At 73.4% G+C, this 15445-nt stretch carries 16 protein-coding genes; 5 read left to right on the top strand and 11 right to left on the bottom strand.

Annotated elements, in window-relative coordinates; genetic code table 11:
• Nucleotides 1–3: 3 nt before the first annotated feature.
• From AC3YNX_RS15370 to AC3YNX_RS15355, 4 genes are all read right to left on the bottom strand, one after another.
• Nucleotides 4–1359, bottom strand: a complete 1356-nt coding sequence (locus tag AC3YNX_RS15370) for a V-type ATPase 116kDa subunit family protein (RefSeq protein ID WP_489996025.1) — start codon at nt 1357–1359, stop codon at nt 4–6.
• Nucleotides 1346–2293: a hypothetical protein gene (locus AC3YNX_RS15365; RefSeq protein WP_489996024.1), complete on the bottom strand. Its 948-nt coding sequence runs from the start codon at nt 2291–2293 to the stop codon at nt 1346–1348. Before AC3YNX_RS15365 ends, AC3YNX_RS15370 begins: the two co-directional genes overlap by 14 nt.
• Entirely contained in the window at nt 2290–2730 is a 441-nt protein-coding gene (locus AC3YNX_RS15360; protein ID WP_489996023.1) for a hypothetical protein, read from the bottom strand. Before AC3YNX_RS15360 ends, AC3YNX_RS15365 begins: the two co-directional genes overlap by 4 nt.
• An 81-nt stretch (nt 2731–2811) precedes the next feature.
• Nucleotides 2812–3267 carry a riboflavin kinase gene (locus tag AC3YNX_RS15355; RefSeq protein ID WP_127783695.1) on the bottom strand — a complete coding sequence of 152 codons (456 nt, stop codon included), beginning with the start codon at nt 3265–3267 and terminating at the stop codon, nt 2812–2814.
• A 232-nt stretch (nt 3268–3499) separates the two neighbouring features.
• Between AC3YNX_RS15355 and AC3YNX_RS15350 the strand changes: the two genes are divergently transcribed.
• The 3 genes from AC3YNX_RS15350 (at nt 3500) to AC3YNX_RS15340 (ending at nt 6728) form a co-directional block, all read left to right on the top strand.
• Entirely contained in the window at nt 3500–4387 is an 888-nt protein-coding gene (locus tag AC3YNX_RS15350; protein ID WP_489996022.1) for an SDR family NAD(P)-dependent oxidoreductase, read from the top strand.
• Nucleotides 4388–4457: 70 nt separating this feature from the next.
• Nucleotides 4458–6305 carry a flavin-containing monooxygenase gene (locus tag AC3YNX_RS15345; protein WP_489996021.1) on the top strand — a complete coding sequence of 616 codons (1848 nt, stop codon included), beginning with the start codon at nt 4458–4460 and terminating at the stop codon, nt 6303–6305.
• A 51-nt stretch (nt 6306–6356) separates the two neighbouring features.
• Nucleotides 6357–6728, top strand: a complete 372-nt coding sequence (locus AC3YNX_RS15340) for a DUF4259 domain-containing protein (protein ID WP_489996020.1) — start codon at nt 6357–6359, stop codon at nt 6726–6728.
• A gap of 10 nt (nt 6729–6738) precedes the next feature.
• Here the strand turns inward: AC3YNX_RS15340 and AC3YNX_RS15335 are convergent, their stop codons facing one another.
• Complete coding sequence (locus AC3YNX_RS15335; protein WP_489996019.1) at nt 6739–7488, bottom strand: SDR family oxidoreductase; 750 nt, start codon at nt 7486–7488, stop codon at nt 6739–6741.
• Nucleotides 7489–7611: 123 nt separating this feature from the next.
• On the opposite strand from AC3YNX_RS15335, the gene AC3YNX_RS15330 reads away from it, so the two are divergent.
• Together AC3YNX_RS15330 and AC3YNX_RS15325 are read left to right on the top strand one after the other, a co-directional pair.
• Complete coding sequence (locus tag AC3YNX_RS15330) at nt 7612–8118, top strand: hypothetical protein (RefSeq protein ID WP_489996018.1); 507 nt, start codon at nt 7612–7614, stop codon at nt 8116–8118.
• A 116-nt stretch (nt 8119–8234) separates the two neighbouring features.
• On the top strand, nt 8235–9242 hold the full coding sequence (locus AC3YNX_RS15325) for a MarR family winged helix-turn-helix transcriptional regulator (RefSeq protein ID WP_489996017.1): 1008 nt from the start codon (nt 8235–8237) through the stop codon (nt 9240–9242).
• 6 nt (nt 9243–9248) lie between these two features.
• On the opposite strand, the gene AC3YNX_RS15320 is transcribed toward AC3YNX_RS15325, so the two are convergent.
• The 6 genes from AC3YNX_RS15320 to AC3YNX_RS15295 form a co-directional block, all read right to left on the bottom strand.
• Complete coding sequence (locus AC3YNX_RS15320; protein ID WP_489996016.1) at nt 9249–10481, bottom strand: cytochrome P450; 1233 nt, start codon at nt 10479–10481, stop codon at nt 9249–9251.
• Nucleotides 10482–10498: 17 nt separating this feature from the next.
• Nucleotides 10499–11404, bottom strand: a complete 906-nt coding sequence (locus tag AC3YNX_RS15315) for an SDR family NAD(P)-dependent oxidoreductase (protein WP_489996015.1) — start codon at nt 11402–11404, stop codon at nt 10499–10501.
• A gap of 17 nt (nt 11405–11421) precedes the next feature.
• Entirely contained in the window at nt 11422–12366 is a 945-nt protein-coding gene (locus AC3YNX_RS15310) for an SMP-30/gluconolactonase/LRE family protein (RefSeq protein ID WP_489996014.1), read from the bottom strand.
• Between the two features lie 60 nt (nt 12367–12426).
• Nucleotides 12427–13935, bottom strand: coding sequence for a class I adenylate-forming enzyme family protein (locus AC3YNX_RS15305; protein ID WP_489996013.1), 1509 nt, complete (start codon nt 13933–13935; stop codon nt 12427–12429).
• Between the two features lie 13 nt (nt 13936–13948).
• Nucleotides 13949–14245: a hypothetical protein gene (locus tag AC3YNX_RS15300; RefSeq protein WP_489996012.1), complete on the bottom strand. Its 297-nt coding sequence runs from the start codon at nt 14243–14245 to the stop codon at nt 13949–13951.
• 63 nt (nt 14246–14308) lie between these two features.
• Nucleotides 14309–15439 carry an FAS1-like dehydratase domain-containing protein gene (locus AC3YNX_RS15295; RefSeq protein WP_489996011.1) on the bottom strand — a complete coding sequence of 377 codons (1131 nt, stop codon included), beginning with the start codon at nt 15437–15439 and terminating at the stop codon, nt 14309–14311.
• Between the last annotated feature and the right edge of the window lie 6 nt (nt 15440–15445).

Here is a 15445-nt window from a genome sequence, read left to right as displayed (position 1 = left end):
CGATCAGACGCTCGCGGGCGGGGCGGCGTCCCTGTCGATGGTAGGTCGGGCCATACCGTCGGAGCCCGGCTCCGGGCACCAGGGACGAAACGGTCGCCCCTCGGTGGTGAACACCCGGGAGAACAGCTCGTAGTACTCCAGCCGCAGCGCCTGCACCCCGGCCACCAGCGCCTCCAGGGCGAAGGCCACCGCATTGCCCAGCGCGAAGACGACCACGGCGGCGAGCACCGCCACCCCACCCAGGTCCCACAGGCTGGTGGTGCCGTCCCACACCACCTCGCCCAGCGCGGCGTGGGTGAGCCCGAACGCGGCCAGCCGGGCGAACGAGATGAGGTTGGTGCCCACTCGCATCACCGCGTCGAACACCTCCACCGCGGCCTGGGTGAGGCCCGCGGCGCCGCCGCCCGCGGTGGCCACGAAGCCCAGGAACGCCAGCGCCACCCCGGCCACGATCACCCCCGCGCCCACCACCACCAACCAGGTCAGGCCCGCCCACAGCGCCAGCACGACCAGCCCGAGCCCGGCCAGCAGGGCGGCTCCGGCGATGCCGGTGGCCGAGGACAGCGCCAGCGGCCAGCCGCCCTCCCGCCAGCGGTTGACGATGCCCAGCACCTGGGCGCCAGCCAGCAGCACCGCGCCGATGCCCAGGGCAACCACCAGCAGGGTGATCGGCTCCTCCAGCGGCTGCAGCCACAGCGTGGGCACCACGCCGGTGGGGCCGAAGCACTCCCCGTAGAGCAGCCCGAACACCGCCGCCGCGAGGCCGCAGCCCACCACCAGCGGCCACACCACCCGGAAGCGGGCGAGCTGACGGGGCTTGCCGGCGGCCATCAGCAAGCCGAGGAGCACCAGCAGCGCGCCGTGGCCGACGTCGCCGAACATCATCCCGAACATGAAGACGTAGGCACCGCCGGCGAGCAGGCTGGGGTCGAGGTCGGCGTAGGGCACCGTGCCGTACACCTGCACCAGCGGGCTCATCGACTGTCGCACCGTGCTGCCGGGCTGCAGCATGGTGGGCGGGTCCACGCCGCGGGGCCGGCGCAGCGGCACCACGGCGCCGCCGAGGTCGGCGAGGTCGTCGGCCAGGGCGGGCACCGCGGCCGCCGGCATCCAGCCCAGCAACCCGTCCACCTCCCCGCGCCGCACCGCGCCGGCGGCCACGGTGTCCAGGTGGGGCTGGGCCTGCGCGCCCGCGTCTCGCCCCTCCCCGGGCAGCTCCAGCTCCACCGTGCCTGCGGCCCGCACGTGTAGCAGCACCTCCGGCAGCTGCTCGTGCGGAGCGAGCAGGGCCACCCGCTCCATCCGCACCGGCATCTGCCCGCTCGCCCGCTGGGGCCGGGCCCGCTCACGCGACGGCATCGAAGGCCTCCAGCACTGTGCCGCTGCCCCCTCGGGCGGCGCACTCCAGGGCCGCGCGCACCCGCCAGGCGTCCACGGCCAGCACCCCGATCACCCCCACCACCGGCCGGCGGCCGTAGCCGGAGCCGCGCAGCAGCGCGAAAGCCTCGTCCTCCACCCGCAGCCACCAGCGCGCCTCGGCCCGCCACAGCTCAGCCGGCTCCGCCACCCCCTCGAGCACCCAGGCGATAGCACTGGGCAGGCTCGCCCGCACGGCGTCCAGGTCTTCCGGCGCCGTGGTGACGGTCGCGGCGAACGCGGGGCTCACCACCGCGGACGCCTGCGTCAGCACGCTGGGCGGCACCGGCTCGCCCGCGACGGCCACGCGGCGCAGCACCTGCAGCACCGCCGCCGCCCGCGCCCAGGTGGCCGCCTCGGGCACCCGCGCGGCCACCGCATCGGCCCAGGCCAGGCGCAGCGCCAGCTGCAGCTCGTCCACCGCGGCGCCGGCCCGCACCCGCCACGGTGACGCCTCCAGCACTGCCTGCGCGGCGGGCACGCTGGTGGTGGCGGCCAGCCGCTGCCCGGCGACGTCCAGGGTGCCCAGCGCGAAGGGCTCCGCTGTCGTCGCCGAGCCCTGCAGCCGGGCCAGGTGTACCTCGACGTTGGCCACCTCGAAGCCACCGGCGAGGGCGCGCACCACCTCAGCGCCGTCGCGGGGCAGCCAGCCGGCGAGCACCCGCAGGTTCCACAGCACCGCGGCAGCCACCCCGCGCTGGGCGGTGCGCAGGTCCTGGCCCACCGACACGTCGTGGCCGTAGGAGGCCTCGTGCAGCACCCCCAGCGCGGCGTCCAGGCTGGGCTGCTCGGCCAGGTGCCGCGCCCCGCCGGCGCCGAGCCGTCGCTGGGCCAGCGCCCGGCCCCGCACCACCCCGGCCACCCAGGCGGTGCTCATCCGGTGGTCTGCTCCCGCAGCGCGGCGCGGGTGCCCGCCAGCACCCGGTGCACGTGCTCGGGCATGCGCTGCGCGGCGGTGGCGCGGATCTGGGCGGCCTGCTGCTGCGCGGCGGCCAGCTCGGTGGCGGCCTCCTGCTCAGCCTGACGGGTGCCCTGCTGCACGGCCGCGGCCCGGGCGGCAGCGGCGTCGCGCTGGGCGGCGGCCGCGGTGGCCCGGGCGCGCTCGGCGGACTCGGTGCGCAGCTGCTCGGCCTGCTCGTGAGCCTGGCGGCGCAGCGCCTCGGCCTGCTCCTGCTCCGGCTGCAGGCGGGCCAGCACCGGCGCCAGCTCGGCGGCGATCTCGGCGGCCCGGTCGGCGGGGACTCCGCTGGCGGTGGCGGCACCGGGGGCGGCGGCCGCCTGGAAGCGCCGCAGGATGTCTCGTGGTCGCGGCACGGCGTCCTCCGATCCGGGGCACCCCGTCAGCGGCGGGGCACCCTCTCGATCGTAGGTCGCACCAGTGGCGCGAGGGTGGGCTCAGCCCGCCTGGGCGGAGCGCTCCTCGGTGATGGTGATGCCCTGCTCGGCGGCCCAGGCGCGGGCGTCCAGCACGTCCAGGCGCAGCTGCTCGATGAGCTCGGTGGAGCCGACGAAGCGCACCTGCGGCCGCAGGTGGGCGTGCAGGCGCACCAGCACGGTGGCCCCGTACAGGTCGCCGGTGAAGTCCAGCAGGAAGGCCTCCAGCAGGCGCTCGCCGTCCTTGCCGTAGTACGTCGGGCGGTGGCCCACCGACACCGCGGCCACGTGCACCGGGCCGTCGTTGGCCGGGTCGATCTGCACGGTGCCGGCCCACACGCCGTCGCTCAGCGCGTGGTCGGGCACGGCGACGTTGGCGGTGGGAAAGCCCAGCAGCCGGCCACGCTTGTCCCCGTGCTCAACCACCCCCTCCACGTCGAGCACCACAGCGTTGTCCTTGCCCGGCCTGATGGCCATGCGCTCCTCCAGCGGTCCGCGGGGGCGCTCCCCGTCACCCGCGGAAAGTACACGCCGCCAGCGCCCGCACCCCGGCGCGCGTGGCGCGGCCACCGGGCCGGGACCACCGCTCGGTGCGCTGACCTGCGCCGATGCCACGTGCGGCGTCTTCTTCCACTGAGCGGACCTTGCGCTCACGCTGCGCCGAAGGCAGGTTCACCAGGGTTGCCCCGCCCGCGCCAGGAGGACGCCGATGAGCACCGACCACGCACAGCTGCTCGCCGGGAAGGTCGCCGTCGTCACCGGCTCCAGCCGTGGCATCGGGTTGGCGGTGGCGCACGCCCTGAGGGCCGAGGGGGCGCGAGTGGTGCTGAACGGCCGCGACGCGGCGACCGCCGAGCGAGCTGCCGCCCAGGTGGGTGGCGGTGCCGTGGCGGTGCCCGGGTCGGCTGCCGACCACGCCGTGGCCGCCCAGCTGGTGGACACCGCAGTGGCGGTGCACGGCGGGCTGGACGTGCTGGTCAACTGTGCCGGAGCTGCGGAGCCGGCGGGCTCGTCCATCCTGGACATCTCCCCCGCCGACTGGCAGGAGCTGCTGGACAGCCACCTCACCTCCACCTTCGCCACCTGTCGCGCGGCGGCGCCGGTGCTGCGGGAGCGGGGCGGTGGCGTCATCGTGAACACCAGCTCGCACGCCTTCACCGGGATGTACGGCGGCACCGGCTACGCCGCGGGCAAGGGCGGGGTGAACAGCCTGACGCTGGCCCTGGCCCGGGAGCTGCGCGAGCACGGCATCCGGGTGAACGCCGTGTGCCCCGGCGCCCGCACCCGGTTGTCCACCGGCGACGACTACACCCAGCACGTGCAGCGGCTGCACCAGCGGGGGCTGCTGGACGAGGTGACCCTGGCGGCGTCGCTAGCCCCGGCGCCACCGGAGTACGTGGCGCCGCTGTACACCTACCTGGCCAGCGACCTCTCCGCCGGCGTGAGCGGCGAGGTGCTCTCCGCGGCTGGCTGCTACCTGGGCCGCTTCGCCCCGCCGGCGGAGACCCTGCTCGGCTGGCGCGACCACACCGACAGCCCGCCCTGGACCCCGGCCGAGGTGGCCACCCAGCTCGCCGCGGCGCACCTGGACGGCTAGCCCCGCCCCTGTGGCGTGAGTCACAGCAGCGGTCCTATGCTCGCGGGGCTGAACCCTCTGGGAGGTCCCCATGAGCACCGACAACGCAGTGAGCACCGACACCGCCCCGCTCGGCACCGCCACCACCGACCCGCAGCAGCGGGTGGACGCCTGGCTCGCCGACTTCGACCAGGCCCTGCACGACCGGGACGTGAACCGGGCGGCCGGGATGTTCGCCGCCACCAGCTTCTGGCGCGACCTCGTCGCCTTCTCCTGGAACCTCACCACGGTGGAGAACCCGGACGGGGTGGCCGACCTGCTGCGCGCCACGCTGGCGGGCACCGACCCGCACGGCTTCACCACCGAGGAGCCGCCCGAGGACGCCGACGGCGTCACCACCGCCTGGATCACCTTCGCCACCGCGGTGGGCCACGGCCGCGGGCTGCTGCGCCTGGTGGAGGAGGACGGGCCCAAGGCGTTCACCCTGCTCACCACCCTCTACGAGCTGACCGGCTTCGAGGAGCCGCGCGGCACCCAGCGGCCGATGGGCGCCGAGCACGGGGCCAACAAGGAGCGCCTGACCTGGCTGGAGCGGCGGCAGAAGGAGGACGCCGAGCTGGGCACCGTCACCCAGCCCTACGTGCTGGTGATCGGTGGTGGGCAGGGCGGCATCGCCCTGGGCGCGCGGCTGCGCCACCTGGACGTGCCCGCGCTGGTGATCGACAAGCATCCCCGGCCGGGCGACCAGTGGCGCGGGCGCTACAAGTCGCTGTGCCTGCACGACCCGGTCTGGTACGACCACCTGCCCTACCTGAAGTTCCCGGACAGCTGGCCGGTGTTCGCGCCCAAGGACAAGATCGGCGACTGGCTGGAGTCCTACACGCGGGTGATGGAAGTGCCCTACTGGACCAGCACCCGGGCGCTGAGCGCGTCCTACTCCCCCGAGGCCGGGGAGTGGACGGTGGAGGTGGAGCGCGACGGTGCCCCGCTCACCCTGCGCCCGAAGCACCTGGTGCTGGCCACCGGCATGTCCGGCAAGCCCAACGTCCCGACGCTGCCGGGCCAGGACGTCTTCCGGGGCGCCCAGCACCACTCCTCGGCGCACCCCGGACCGGACCCGTTCGTGGGCAAGCGGGTGGTGGTGGTCGGCAGCAACAACTCCGCCTTCGACATCTGCGGGGCGCTGTGGGAGAACGGCGTCGACGTCACCATGGTGCAGCGCTCGTCCACCCACATCGTCAAGAGCGCCAGCCTGATGGAGATCGGGCTGGGCGCGCTGTACTCCGAGCAGGCGCTGGCCAACGGGATCACCACGGAGAAGGCCGACCTGATCTTCGCCTCGCTGCCCTACCGGATCATGCACCAGTTCCAGATCCCGCTGTACCAGCAGATGGCCGAGCGCGACCAGGACTTCTACGCCCGCCTGGAGGCCGCCGGCTTCGACCACGACTGGGGCGAGGACGGCTCGGGGCTGTTCATGAAGTACCTGCGCCGCGGCTCGGGCTACTACATCGACGTGGGCGCGGCCGACCTGGTGGCCAACGGTGACGTGCGGCTGGCCAAGGGACAGGTGGACCACCTCACCACCGACGCCGTGGTGCTGGCCGACGGCGCCGAGCTGCCCGCCGACGTGGTCGTCTACGCCACCGGCTACGGCTCGATGAACGGCTGGGCGGCCGACCTGATCAGCCAGGAGGTGGCCGACCGGGTGGGCAAGGTGTGGGGGCTGGGCTCGGACACCACCAAGGACCCCGGGCCGTGGGAGGGCGAGCAGCGCAACATGTGGAAGCCCACCCAGCAGGAGGCGCTGTGGTTCCACGGCGGCAACCTGCACCAGTCGCGGCACTACTCGCTCTACCTCGCGCTGCAGCTCAAGGCCCGGCTGGAGGGAATCCCCACCCCGGTGTTCGGCCTGCAGCCGGTGCACCACCTCAGCTGAGGCTCGGCCCCAGCGCTTGTGGCGCAAGGCGATCGGGCATCATGGCCCGCCATGGGCGCATGGGGAACGGAAATCTTCTCGGACGACACCGCAGCGGACGTGCGCGGTGACTACCGCGAGCTCCTGGAGGACGAGGTTCCCGACGAGGAGGCCACCCGCCGGGTCGTCGCCGAGTACCAGTACCTCGACCAGGACCAGGCGCACGTGCTGTGGCTGGCACTGGCGGCCGCGCAGCACCAGGTCGGGCGCCTGGACGAGGAGGTGCAGCGCCGCGCCCTCGACGTCATCGACTCGGGCGAGGGGCTCCAGCTGTGGGAGGAGGCGGGCTCGACGGAGCTGGCAGGGCGCAAGGCCGCACTGGCGGCGCTGCGGGAGCAGCTGACCGGCCCCCAGCCAGCCCGCAAGACCCTGCGGCGCCCGTAGCGCGGTCGCCTCAGCTGGTGCGGGTGGACATGGCGGTGAGCAGCTGGTCGTAGCGGCCGTCCCGGGTGGCGAAGCGCAGCGGCTTCACCCGGTCCACCAGGATCTCCTTGGCGTCGGGCTGCTCCTGCAGCAGCCGCATGGTCTCGCTGAGGAACTCTTCCAGCGGCATCGCCCGCTCGCTGTCCTGCTGGCCGTTCAGGGTGGTGCGCACCGCCGGGGGCACCGGCTCGATCACCTGGATCGAGGTGTCGGCCAGCTGCACGCGCAGGCTCTCGGTGTAGGAGTGCATCGCGGCCTTGGTCGCGTCGTAGGTGGGCGTGGCCGGCAGCGGGACGAAGGCGAGACCGGAGGAGACCGTGATGATCGCGGCCTGCTCCTGACGCGCCAGGAACGGGATCAGCGGGGTGAGGGTGCGGATGGGTCCCAGCAGGTTGGTGGCGACGGTGGCCTCGGCGATGGCCAGGTGACCGGGGTCCAGCAGGTTCTCCGGCTGCATGATGCCGGCCATGGTGATCACCACGTTGAGGTCCGGGTGCTCCCTGGTCACCGAGTCGACGACGCTGCGGATGGACTCCGGGTCCTGCACGTCCAGCACAACGGTCTCGATGCCGTCGTGCCGCGCAGCAAGCTGGTCCAGCAGGTGCTGGCGGCGGCCACTGATGATCACCCGGTTGCCACGGTCGCGCAGCAGCAGGGCAAGCCCCAGGCCGATCCCCGAGGTGCCGCCGGTCATGAAGATGGTGTTGCCGTGCAGGTTCACGATTCAGCCCTCCCTGGCCGTGGGCGGGCGCGGCACCCGCCGGTCCCAGTCTGAACCGCAGCCCCCTGACCTGCTGAGAGAGCGCGTCTACTCTGGAGAACCACCGTCGTGAGGAGCTGCGCCATGAAGCTGCGGAACCTGCCCACCCGACTCGCCACCGGCGGTTTCATCCTCCACTCGGGCCTGGAGAAGTGGAACCTCCCGCCCGAGGGGGCCGCGGGCTACCACGGGATGGCCGTGGGGGCGTTTCCCTTCCTCTCCAAGGTGGAGGCACCGGCGTTCGTCCGCGCGCTGGCCTGCACCGAGGTGGCGGTGGGTGGGCTGCTGCTCGCCCCGTTCGTGCCCGCCGCGGTGGCCGGCGCGGCGCTCACCGGGTTCTCCGCCGGGCTGGTGACGATGTACCTGCGCACCCCCGCGCTGCGCCAGGAGGACAGCATCTGGCCCAGCCAGGACGGGATCGCGGTGGCCAAGGACGTCTGGATGCTGGGCATCGGGCTGGGCCTGCTGCTCGACGCCGCACCGGGCACGCACCACGGGCACGCGCACGCGCACCGGGCGCTCGCTGCGCACCCGCACGAGCACCACGGGAGCTGCCACCGCCCGCACACCGGGCTGGCCCACGCCCGGTAGCCCGACCACTCCCACCCCCGTGGCCAGTGCGTTCCCTGGCGGCTGCGCGCTGTCATAATTCGCGCACAGCAGAGCGCTGCACCCGTGCAGCGTCGCCACCAGAGAAGGAGCCGTGCGTGGCCCAGCCCTCTCGCGTCGACGGACCTGAGCTGGAGCGGATCACCATCGGCCTGGTGAACGCGGTCGCCTACTCCTCCAGCAGCCGCTTCCACGCCCGGCTCTTCAGCAGCGCCACCAACCTGGTGCTGCCCAGCGCCGACATCCGCTTCCTGGAGCACCTGCGCGGCCGCGGACAGGTGGCCACCAGCAGCATCGCCACCGCGATCGGCATCGACATCTCCCAGGCCAGCCGGCAGGCCAGCCGGCTGGAGGCCCTCGGCCACGTGGTGCGCACCGCCGACCCGGCCGACCGCCGACGCACGCTGGTGGCGCTGTCCGCGGAGACCTCCGCCGTCCTCGACCGCTGGCTGCTGACCTGGGCGGCCGACTACGCCCGCCCGGTGGCGGACTGGCCCGAGGCGGACCGCACCGACCTGGCGGCGTGGTTCAGCCTGGTGCACCACTGCCTGGCCCGGTCGCTGCCCCAGGTCGCCAGCTCCAACGCCGCTGAGCACTGGCGCTCGCTCATCTCCGCCGATGCCTACCCACCGGCCACTCGGGAGCTGCTCGCCGCCACCGTCGGCCTGGTCTCCTGGGTGGCGCAGTCCGGCGGCTACAGCGACCTGCTCGCCACCCTGGACGCCCCGATCACCCAGCACGACTACCTGACCATGCGGCTGATCTCCCGGTTCGGGCCGCTCTCCCTCATCGACGTGGCCGAGCGCATGGCCATCGACCCCTCGCAGGCCAGCCGCCGCGCGCGTCGGCTCACCGAGCTGGGCCTGGTCACCCGCGCGGTGAACGCCCGCGACCGGCGCAGCAACCTGGTGCAGGTCTCCGCCGCCGGCGCTGACCTGGAGCGGCGGGTGCGCAGCCGCCAGCTCAGCCTGTTCCGGTGGGTGCTGGAGCCGGTGTCGGACACCCAGCGCACCCGCCTCACCCCGCTCACCAGCCGGTACGTGACGCGCCTGCTCACCGAGACGCCCGCCCTGCCCGAGGCTGCCCTGGACGGCGCCGCGGTCTGAGCGCCGCTACCAGGAGACGGGCAGCACCGAGATCGGCTGGCTCAGGTGGTCGTAGTTGATCGTCGGGGTGCCCGCCAGCCGCAGCTGCGGCAGCCGCTTGAACAGCTCGGCGATGGCCACCTGCATCTCCATCCGGGCCAGCGGGGCGCCCAGGCAGTGGTGCAGCCCGTAGCTGAGCGTCAGGTGCGGGTTGTGCTCCCGGGTGATGTCGAAGGTGCTCGGGTCGGGCAGCGCGATGCCGTCGTGGGCGGTGGCCGCGGGGTCCACCAGCACGGCCTCGCCCTGGGCCACCAGCTGGCCGTCGATCTCCACGTCCTCGGTGGCCACCAGCGGCACCAGCCCACCCCCGCCAGGCACGTCCAGGCCCATCTCGAAGCGGCCGCGGCGCAGGATCTCCTCCACCGCGGTGGGCGCCAGCCCGTCCACGTCGGTCATCAGCAGCTCGCGGGCACCGGCGTGGTTGAGCAGGGACAGCACACCCAGGCAGATGAAGTTGGCGGTGTTGTCGAAGCCGGCGATGATCAGCAGCAGCGCGATGGAGAGGATCTCCTGGTCGGACAGGGAGTCGTCGGTGTCGGTGGCGTGCGCCAGCACGCTGAGCAGGTCCTCCGCCGGGTCGCTGCGGCGGGTCTCGATGAGCGCCGCCATGTACCCGCCGAGCTCGATCATGTTGGTCATCACCTCCTCCTCGGTCATGCCGGCCACCGCGAGCATCGACGAGCTCCACCGCTCGAACTTCACCCGGTCGGCCATCGGCACGCCGAGCAGGTTGCTCAGCATCTGCATGGGCAGCGGCACCGCGTAGTCGTGCACCAGGTTGGCGCTGGTTCCCGCAGCCACCATCGTGTCGATCAGCTCGTTGGCGTAGACCACGGCCGCGTCGCGCATGGCCTGCACGGCGCGCGGCGAGGTGGCCTGCTGCACCAGGCGGCGCAGCTTGGTGTGCTCCGGCGGGTCCTCGAACTGCAGGGTCGCCTTGAGGAAGTCGGGGAACTCCACGAAGTAGGGCACCACCCGCTCGCCGGTGCGGAACGGCTCCCGGACGAAGCGCCGGTCGCGCAGCATGCTCCGCGCGGCCGCGGTGCGGTGGATGACCCAGGCCTCGCCGCCGAAGGGCATGGTCACCTTGGTCATCGGCCGGTCGGCGGCGATCTGGCGGTAGCGCTCGGCGGCCTCGCTGGCCGCGACCGGCGCGAACGGGTAGTCGAGGGGCACGCTGGGTGCAGCTGAGGTGCTCACGGGAGTCTCCTGGTTGCTCATGCGGCCGGCTCCGGCACCGGCACGGTCTGCACGAGGGAGCCCTCGGGCAGGGTCATCACCTGGTCGACGTTGGCGGCGACGCTCTCGATCGACAGCTCGGGGTCGTGGAAGCCCGCGGAGTTCACGATCGCCATCCGGTTGACGAACCCGCCCGCGACGTTGAACACCTCGCCGGTGACCGCGCAGCTGGGGTGCACCAGGTAGGCCCCCACCGGGGCGACCAGGCGGGGCAGCAGGGCGGTGCGCATGTACTCCACCACCTCCGGTGCCAGCGAGTCGTTGGACGCCTCGGACAGCCGCGTGCCGCCGGCGCCGGGGGCCACCGCGTTGACCTTGATGCCGGCGGCGGCGCCCTCCAGGGCCAGGTTGCGGGTGAGCCCGAGCACCGCGCCCTTGGAGCTGCCGTAGTGCACCATCTGCGGGTTGCCCAGCATGGCTGCGGAGATGGAGTTCACGACGCGTCCGGTGCCGCTGGCGCGCAGGTGCGGCCAGGCGTGCCTGGCCAGCCACACCGAGCCGTAGAAGTGCACGTCCAGGTGGCGCTGGTACTCCTCGCGGGTGAGCGCCTCGAAGGACGCCAGGTGCAGCACGCCCGCGTTGTTGATCACGCTGTCCACCCCACCGAAGGCGTCGGCGACGGCGTCCACGATGCGGGCGGCGCCCCGCTCGTCGGCGACGTCCTCGCGCAGGGCCAGGGCAGTGCCGCCGGCGCGGATGATCTCCTCGACCACCGCAGCGGCTGGGTCGTCACCGTCCACTCCGGACCCGTCCACGGTGGCACCCAGGTCGACCACGGCCACCTGGGCACCGCGGGAGGCGAGCAGCAGGGCGTACTCCCGGCCGATGCCGCGTCCTGCCCCGGTGACGATGACGCTGCGTCCGGTGAAAGTCAGGGTGTCCACGACTAGCTCCTCTCGGGTCACGGACGGCTGGTGCCGGCGCGGTAGGCGGTCTCGGCGGTCCAGATCGAGCCCTGGCCCTCGGCGCGGGACTTGTCCCGGTCGAAGACCTCCATGCCGGCGCAGACGTAGAGGGTGCTGCGGTCGGCGCCGCCGAGGACGCAGGCCACTCCCATGGCCTCCTCCATCGGCAGCGCGACGACGTCGGTCATCTCCCCGCCCTCCACGAACCGGGCGACCACCCCGGATCCGGGCATGCCGGTCCAGACCCCGCCCTGGGCGTCCAGGCAGATGCCGTCGGGCAGCCACGGGGTGGGGGCGAACACGCGTCGGTTGCTCAGCGCGCCGTCGGGGGCGCGGTCCAGCACGGTGAGGCAGTTGGCCAACACCTCGGCCACGACCACCCGGGTGCCGTCGGCGGTGATGGTGATGCCGTTGCCGGAGGCCAGCTCGCCGAGCTCGGACAGCGCCCGCACCGACCCGTCCGGCTCGACGACCAGCAGGGCGCTGTTGCGGGCGTCCTCGCCGTGCAGCATGTCGAAGCCCAGCTGGGTGACGTAGGCGCGCCCGTCGGCGTCGACGACCATGTCGTTGACCGGGCCGACCGCGACCTCGCGGAGGTCGGCGTAGAGGTCCACCGACTGGCCGTCCCAGACCAGCACCACCCGCTCGTACATCGAGGTGACGACCAGGCGCCCGTCGGGCAGCCACCCCATCCCACCGAGGACGACTTCCTCGTCCACGGGTCCGGCGCCGGGCTGGGCACCGAGCGCCTTGCGGTCGCTGACGTCGAGGACCACCTCGAAGCCGCCGTCGCCGCCCTGCCGGAGCACCTGGTGGTTGTACATGTCGCCGAACCAGAAGGTGTCGTCGTACCACCGCGGGATCTCCGTCCAGGAGTAGCCGGAGGCCACCTTCTGCGCCGGCACCTCCCGTGCCTGCGCGACTGCGTCAGCGAGCTCCATGGTTCTCCTTCGTGGGGTCAGGTCGGGTTGTGACGGACGTTACATCTTGCGTGCGTTTGGTCAAGTAATTGCGGCGGAAGTGGGAGCAGCCGACTCCGCCTTCAGCACCCGGCGCAGCAGCTTGCCCATGTCGTTGCGGGGCAGGCCGGCCAGGAAGTGGATGCGGGCGGGCACGCGGCTGGAGCGCAGGTGCTCGGCCACCCAGCGCTGCGCCTGCTCGGCGTCGAGGGCCGCGCCCGCCCGCAGCACCACCGCTGCCACCGGGACCTCGCCCCACTGCTCGTCCGGGACGCCGTAGACGGCGACCTCACCGACCGCGGGGTGGCGAGCCAGCACGTCCTCGATCTCCCCGGGTGAGAGGTTCTCCCCACCACGGACGATCACGTCGTCCAGGCGGCCCGCCACGAAGACGTAGCCCTGGTCGTCGATCCAGCCGCCGTCGCGGGTGGGGAACCAGCCCGCGTCGTCGGTGACCGAGGCAGCGGAGTACTCGCCGGAGACCTGCTCGCCCCGCACCCACAGCTCCCCCGCGGCGGTGGCGGCCACGGGGGCCCCGTGCGGGTCGCGCACCACGATCTCCACGCCGGGCAGCGGACGCCCCACCGACTCCAGCCGCCGCCGCACCCCGGGGTCCGCCGAGGCCAGCGCGGCTCGGTGGTCGTCCGGTCCCAGCACCGCCACCGAGGAAGTGGTCTCGGTGAGCCCGTAGGCGTTGACGAAGCTGACGTCGGGCAGCAGGCGCAGCGCCCGCTCGATCACCGGGCGCGGCATCCGGCCACCGCCGTAGGAGAGGTGCCGCAGCGCGGGCAGGCCGGAGCCGCGCGCCTCGAGCACCTCGACGATTCGGGCGAGCATGGTGGGCACGACCATGGCGTGCGTGACGTCCTGGGCCAGGGCCAGGTCCACCCAGGCGGCAGCCTCGAAGTTGGGCAGCTGGACGATGCGGCGTCCACAGTAGACACCGGTGAGCAGCCCGGCCACGCCCGCCACGTGGTACGGCGGCACGCTGACCAGCGCGGCCTCCTCGGGCCCGGCGGAGAGCAGCTCGGTGGTGTTGAGCACGTAGGAGACCAGGTGGCGATGGCGCAGCACAGCCACCTTGGGCTTGCCGGTGGTGCCGCTGGTGTGCAGCAGCACCGCTGCCCGCTCCGGGTCCTGGTCGGCCTCGCCGGCCCACTCCGCGGCTCCGCCGGCACCTTGCAGGAAGGCCGCGGCACCGACGACGGCCACGTCGTCCGGCAGCGCGGGGTGTGCACCGGGCTCGTCGTGCAGCAGCGTGCTCGGCGCCTGGTCGGCCACCAGCGCGGCGAAGGGGTCCGCGGCGAGCCGGTAGCTGACCGGGGCGAAGCTGCGCCCGGCCAGCGCAGCGCCGAACAGCGCCACCGGGAAGGCCGGGGTGGCGGTGCCGGCGAACAGCAGCGGGCGGTGGGGCTGGTCGGCGAGCAGGGTGGCCGCTCCCCCGGCCAGCGTCCGCAGCTGGTGCAGGCTCAGGCCGGTCTCGCGGTCCCCGATGGCCACGCGGTCAGGGTCCACCCCAGCCACCATGTCCAGCAGCGTCACCAGGTTCACGGTGTCCTGCCCGTCAGTCCGAGGAGGGCAGCGGCTTGGCCGCCTGCTCCGACAGCGGTTCCCCGTCCACCGACAGCGGGCCCGCGCCGGCCACCGTGCACAGCAGCTCCACCGAGCCTGCCTCGTCGCGGTAGCGCTTGCCCACCACCAGCGCCTCGCCGCCCTCGGTGGCGCTGGTGCCGCTGGCACCGTCGGTGGTCATCGGGGCGCCGGCGCAGGCGAGCTCGACGTCACCGCCGGGTGCCCTGATCACGATCAGCTGGGCGGGCGACACCGCCGACACCAGCTTCAGTCCGGGCTTGAGCTGCATGGGAGTTCCTCCAGAGGTGAGCGGGACAGTGGGTGGGGGCGCAAGTCGGTGCTGGTCGCGGGCTCAGCCGTAGGGGGACGCGCCGAGGTCCGGCACGGTGGGGCTGAAGAGCACCGCGTGCGGGTCGGTCGCGCCGGCACGGGGCAGGCGCACCGTGGCCCTGGCGGTCGCGGTCTCCTGCTCGTCCTGGTTGACCACCGCGACGCGGACGTCCACGCGTCCCTCGCCCTCGCCCTCGTGGTCGTAGGTGCGCAGCACCCGGCCCACCACGGTGTTGGTGTCGCCGATGAGGTTGGGGCGGCGCAGCTGCGCGCTCATGCTCAGCAGGTCGCCGGCGTCGCCCATCCAGTCCGCCACGACCTGGGCCAGCCAGGTGATCCGCTGCGGGCCGTAGTCGAAGGACGTGGACTGGGCGCGGCTGCGGCGGGCGTACTCCGGGTCGGCGCGACCGCCGGCGCCCATGTCGATGGTGCCCTCGTCCACCGCCCGGGAGCGGCTCATCGTCAGCGTGCCCAGGCTGAACAGGTACAGCTCGGTGGTGGTGTAGGTGCCCTTGGGCAGTGCGGGCAGCTCGTCGCCGACAGCGACGTCCTCCCAGCACAGCGGCTGCGCGCCGCGACGGGTGCGCTGCCACACCAGCGGGTCCGGGGCCACCTGGGGTGCATCGGTGGTGCGGGCGGACTCCACGCCCTGTCCGGGGTTGGCGAAGCGGAGCATGTGGTTGGTCATGGACGCGACCAGCTCGGCGCGGTGGTTGTAGTAGTCGGTGCGGCCGGTGCACACCAGCGCCTCGCCCAGCTGGCGGCTGGCGATGCGGCGCACGCCCACCGGGGTCTGGATGCTGCGCACCCGGTCGCCCAGCCACACCGGCCGGTGCCAGGTGACGTCCGCACCGAGGTAGAGGATGCTCAGGTCGTTCATGGACACCTCCTCCTGCGGGAGGTGGCCCCAGATGGAGGCGTTGGCGCCGAAGTCGATGGAGAACAGGAACGACGGCGACGCCACCAGGCTGTGGTGGCGGGCGTCGCGGGCGTACTCGGCGTCGCGGTGCAGCGGGTTGTAGTCGCCGGACCCCTCGCTGTGGCGGGCCAGCCACTCGGTGGTCACCTCCCGCCAGGCCTTCAGCGGCAGCGGCTGGTGCAGCCCCTCGGTGTAGCGCTGCTCGAACTCCTCGAGCGTGGTGATGCGGGTCATCGTGCG

The organism is Rhodococcus sp. Z13_19A (assembly GCF_058133575.1).
The sequence above is the reverse complement of the archived record's forward strand: the minus strand, read 5'-3'. Positions and strand labels throughout refer to the sequence as shown.

Excerpts from the sequence above, each read along its gene's own strand:
- AC3YNX_RS15370 (WP_489996025.1), bottom strand. The coding sequence starts at position 1,359 with ATGCCGTCGCGTGAGCGGGCCCGGCCCCAGCGGGCGAGCGGGCAGATG.
- AC3YNX_RS15365 (WP_489996024.1), bottom strand. The coding sequence starts at position 2,293 with ATGAGCACCGCCTGGGTGGCCGGGGTGGTGCGGGGCCGGGCGCTGGCC.
- AC3YNX_RS15355 (WP_127783695.1), bottom strand. The coding sequence starts at position 3,267 with ATGGCCATCAGGCCGGGCAAGGACAACGCTGTGGTGCTCGACGTGGAG.
- AC3YNX_RS15350 (WP_489996022.1), top strand. The coding sequence starts at position 3,500 with ATGAGCACCGACCACGCACAGCTGCTCGCCGGGAAGGTCGCCGTCGTC.
- AC3YNX_RS15345 (WP_489996021.1), top strand. The coding sequence starts at position 4,458 with ATGAGCACCGACAACGCAGTGAGCACCGACACCGCCCCGCTCGGCACC.
- AC3YNX_RS15340 (WP_489996020.1), top strand. The coding sequence starts at position 6,357 with ATGGGCGCATGGGGAACGGAAATCTTCTCGGACGACACCGCAGCGGAC.
- AC3YNX_RS15330 (WP_489996018.1), top strand. The coding sequence starts at position 7,612 with ATGAAGCTGCGGAACCTGCCCACCCGACTCGCCACCGGCGGTTTCATC.
- AC3YNX_RS15310 (WP_489996014.1), bottom strand. The coding sequence starts at position 12,366 with ATGGAGCTCGCTGACGCAGTCGCGCAGGCACGGGAGGTGCCGGCGCAG.
- AC3YNX_RS15300 (WP_489996012.1), bottom strand. The coding sequence starts at position 14,245 with ATGCAGCTCAAGCCCGGACTGAAGCTGGTGTCGGCGGTGTCGCCCGCC.
- AC3YNX_RS15295 (WP_489996011.1), bottom strand. The coding sequence starts at position 15,439 with ATGACCCGCATCACCACGCTCGAGGAGTTCGAGCAGCGCTACACCGAG.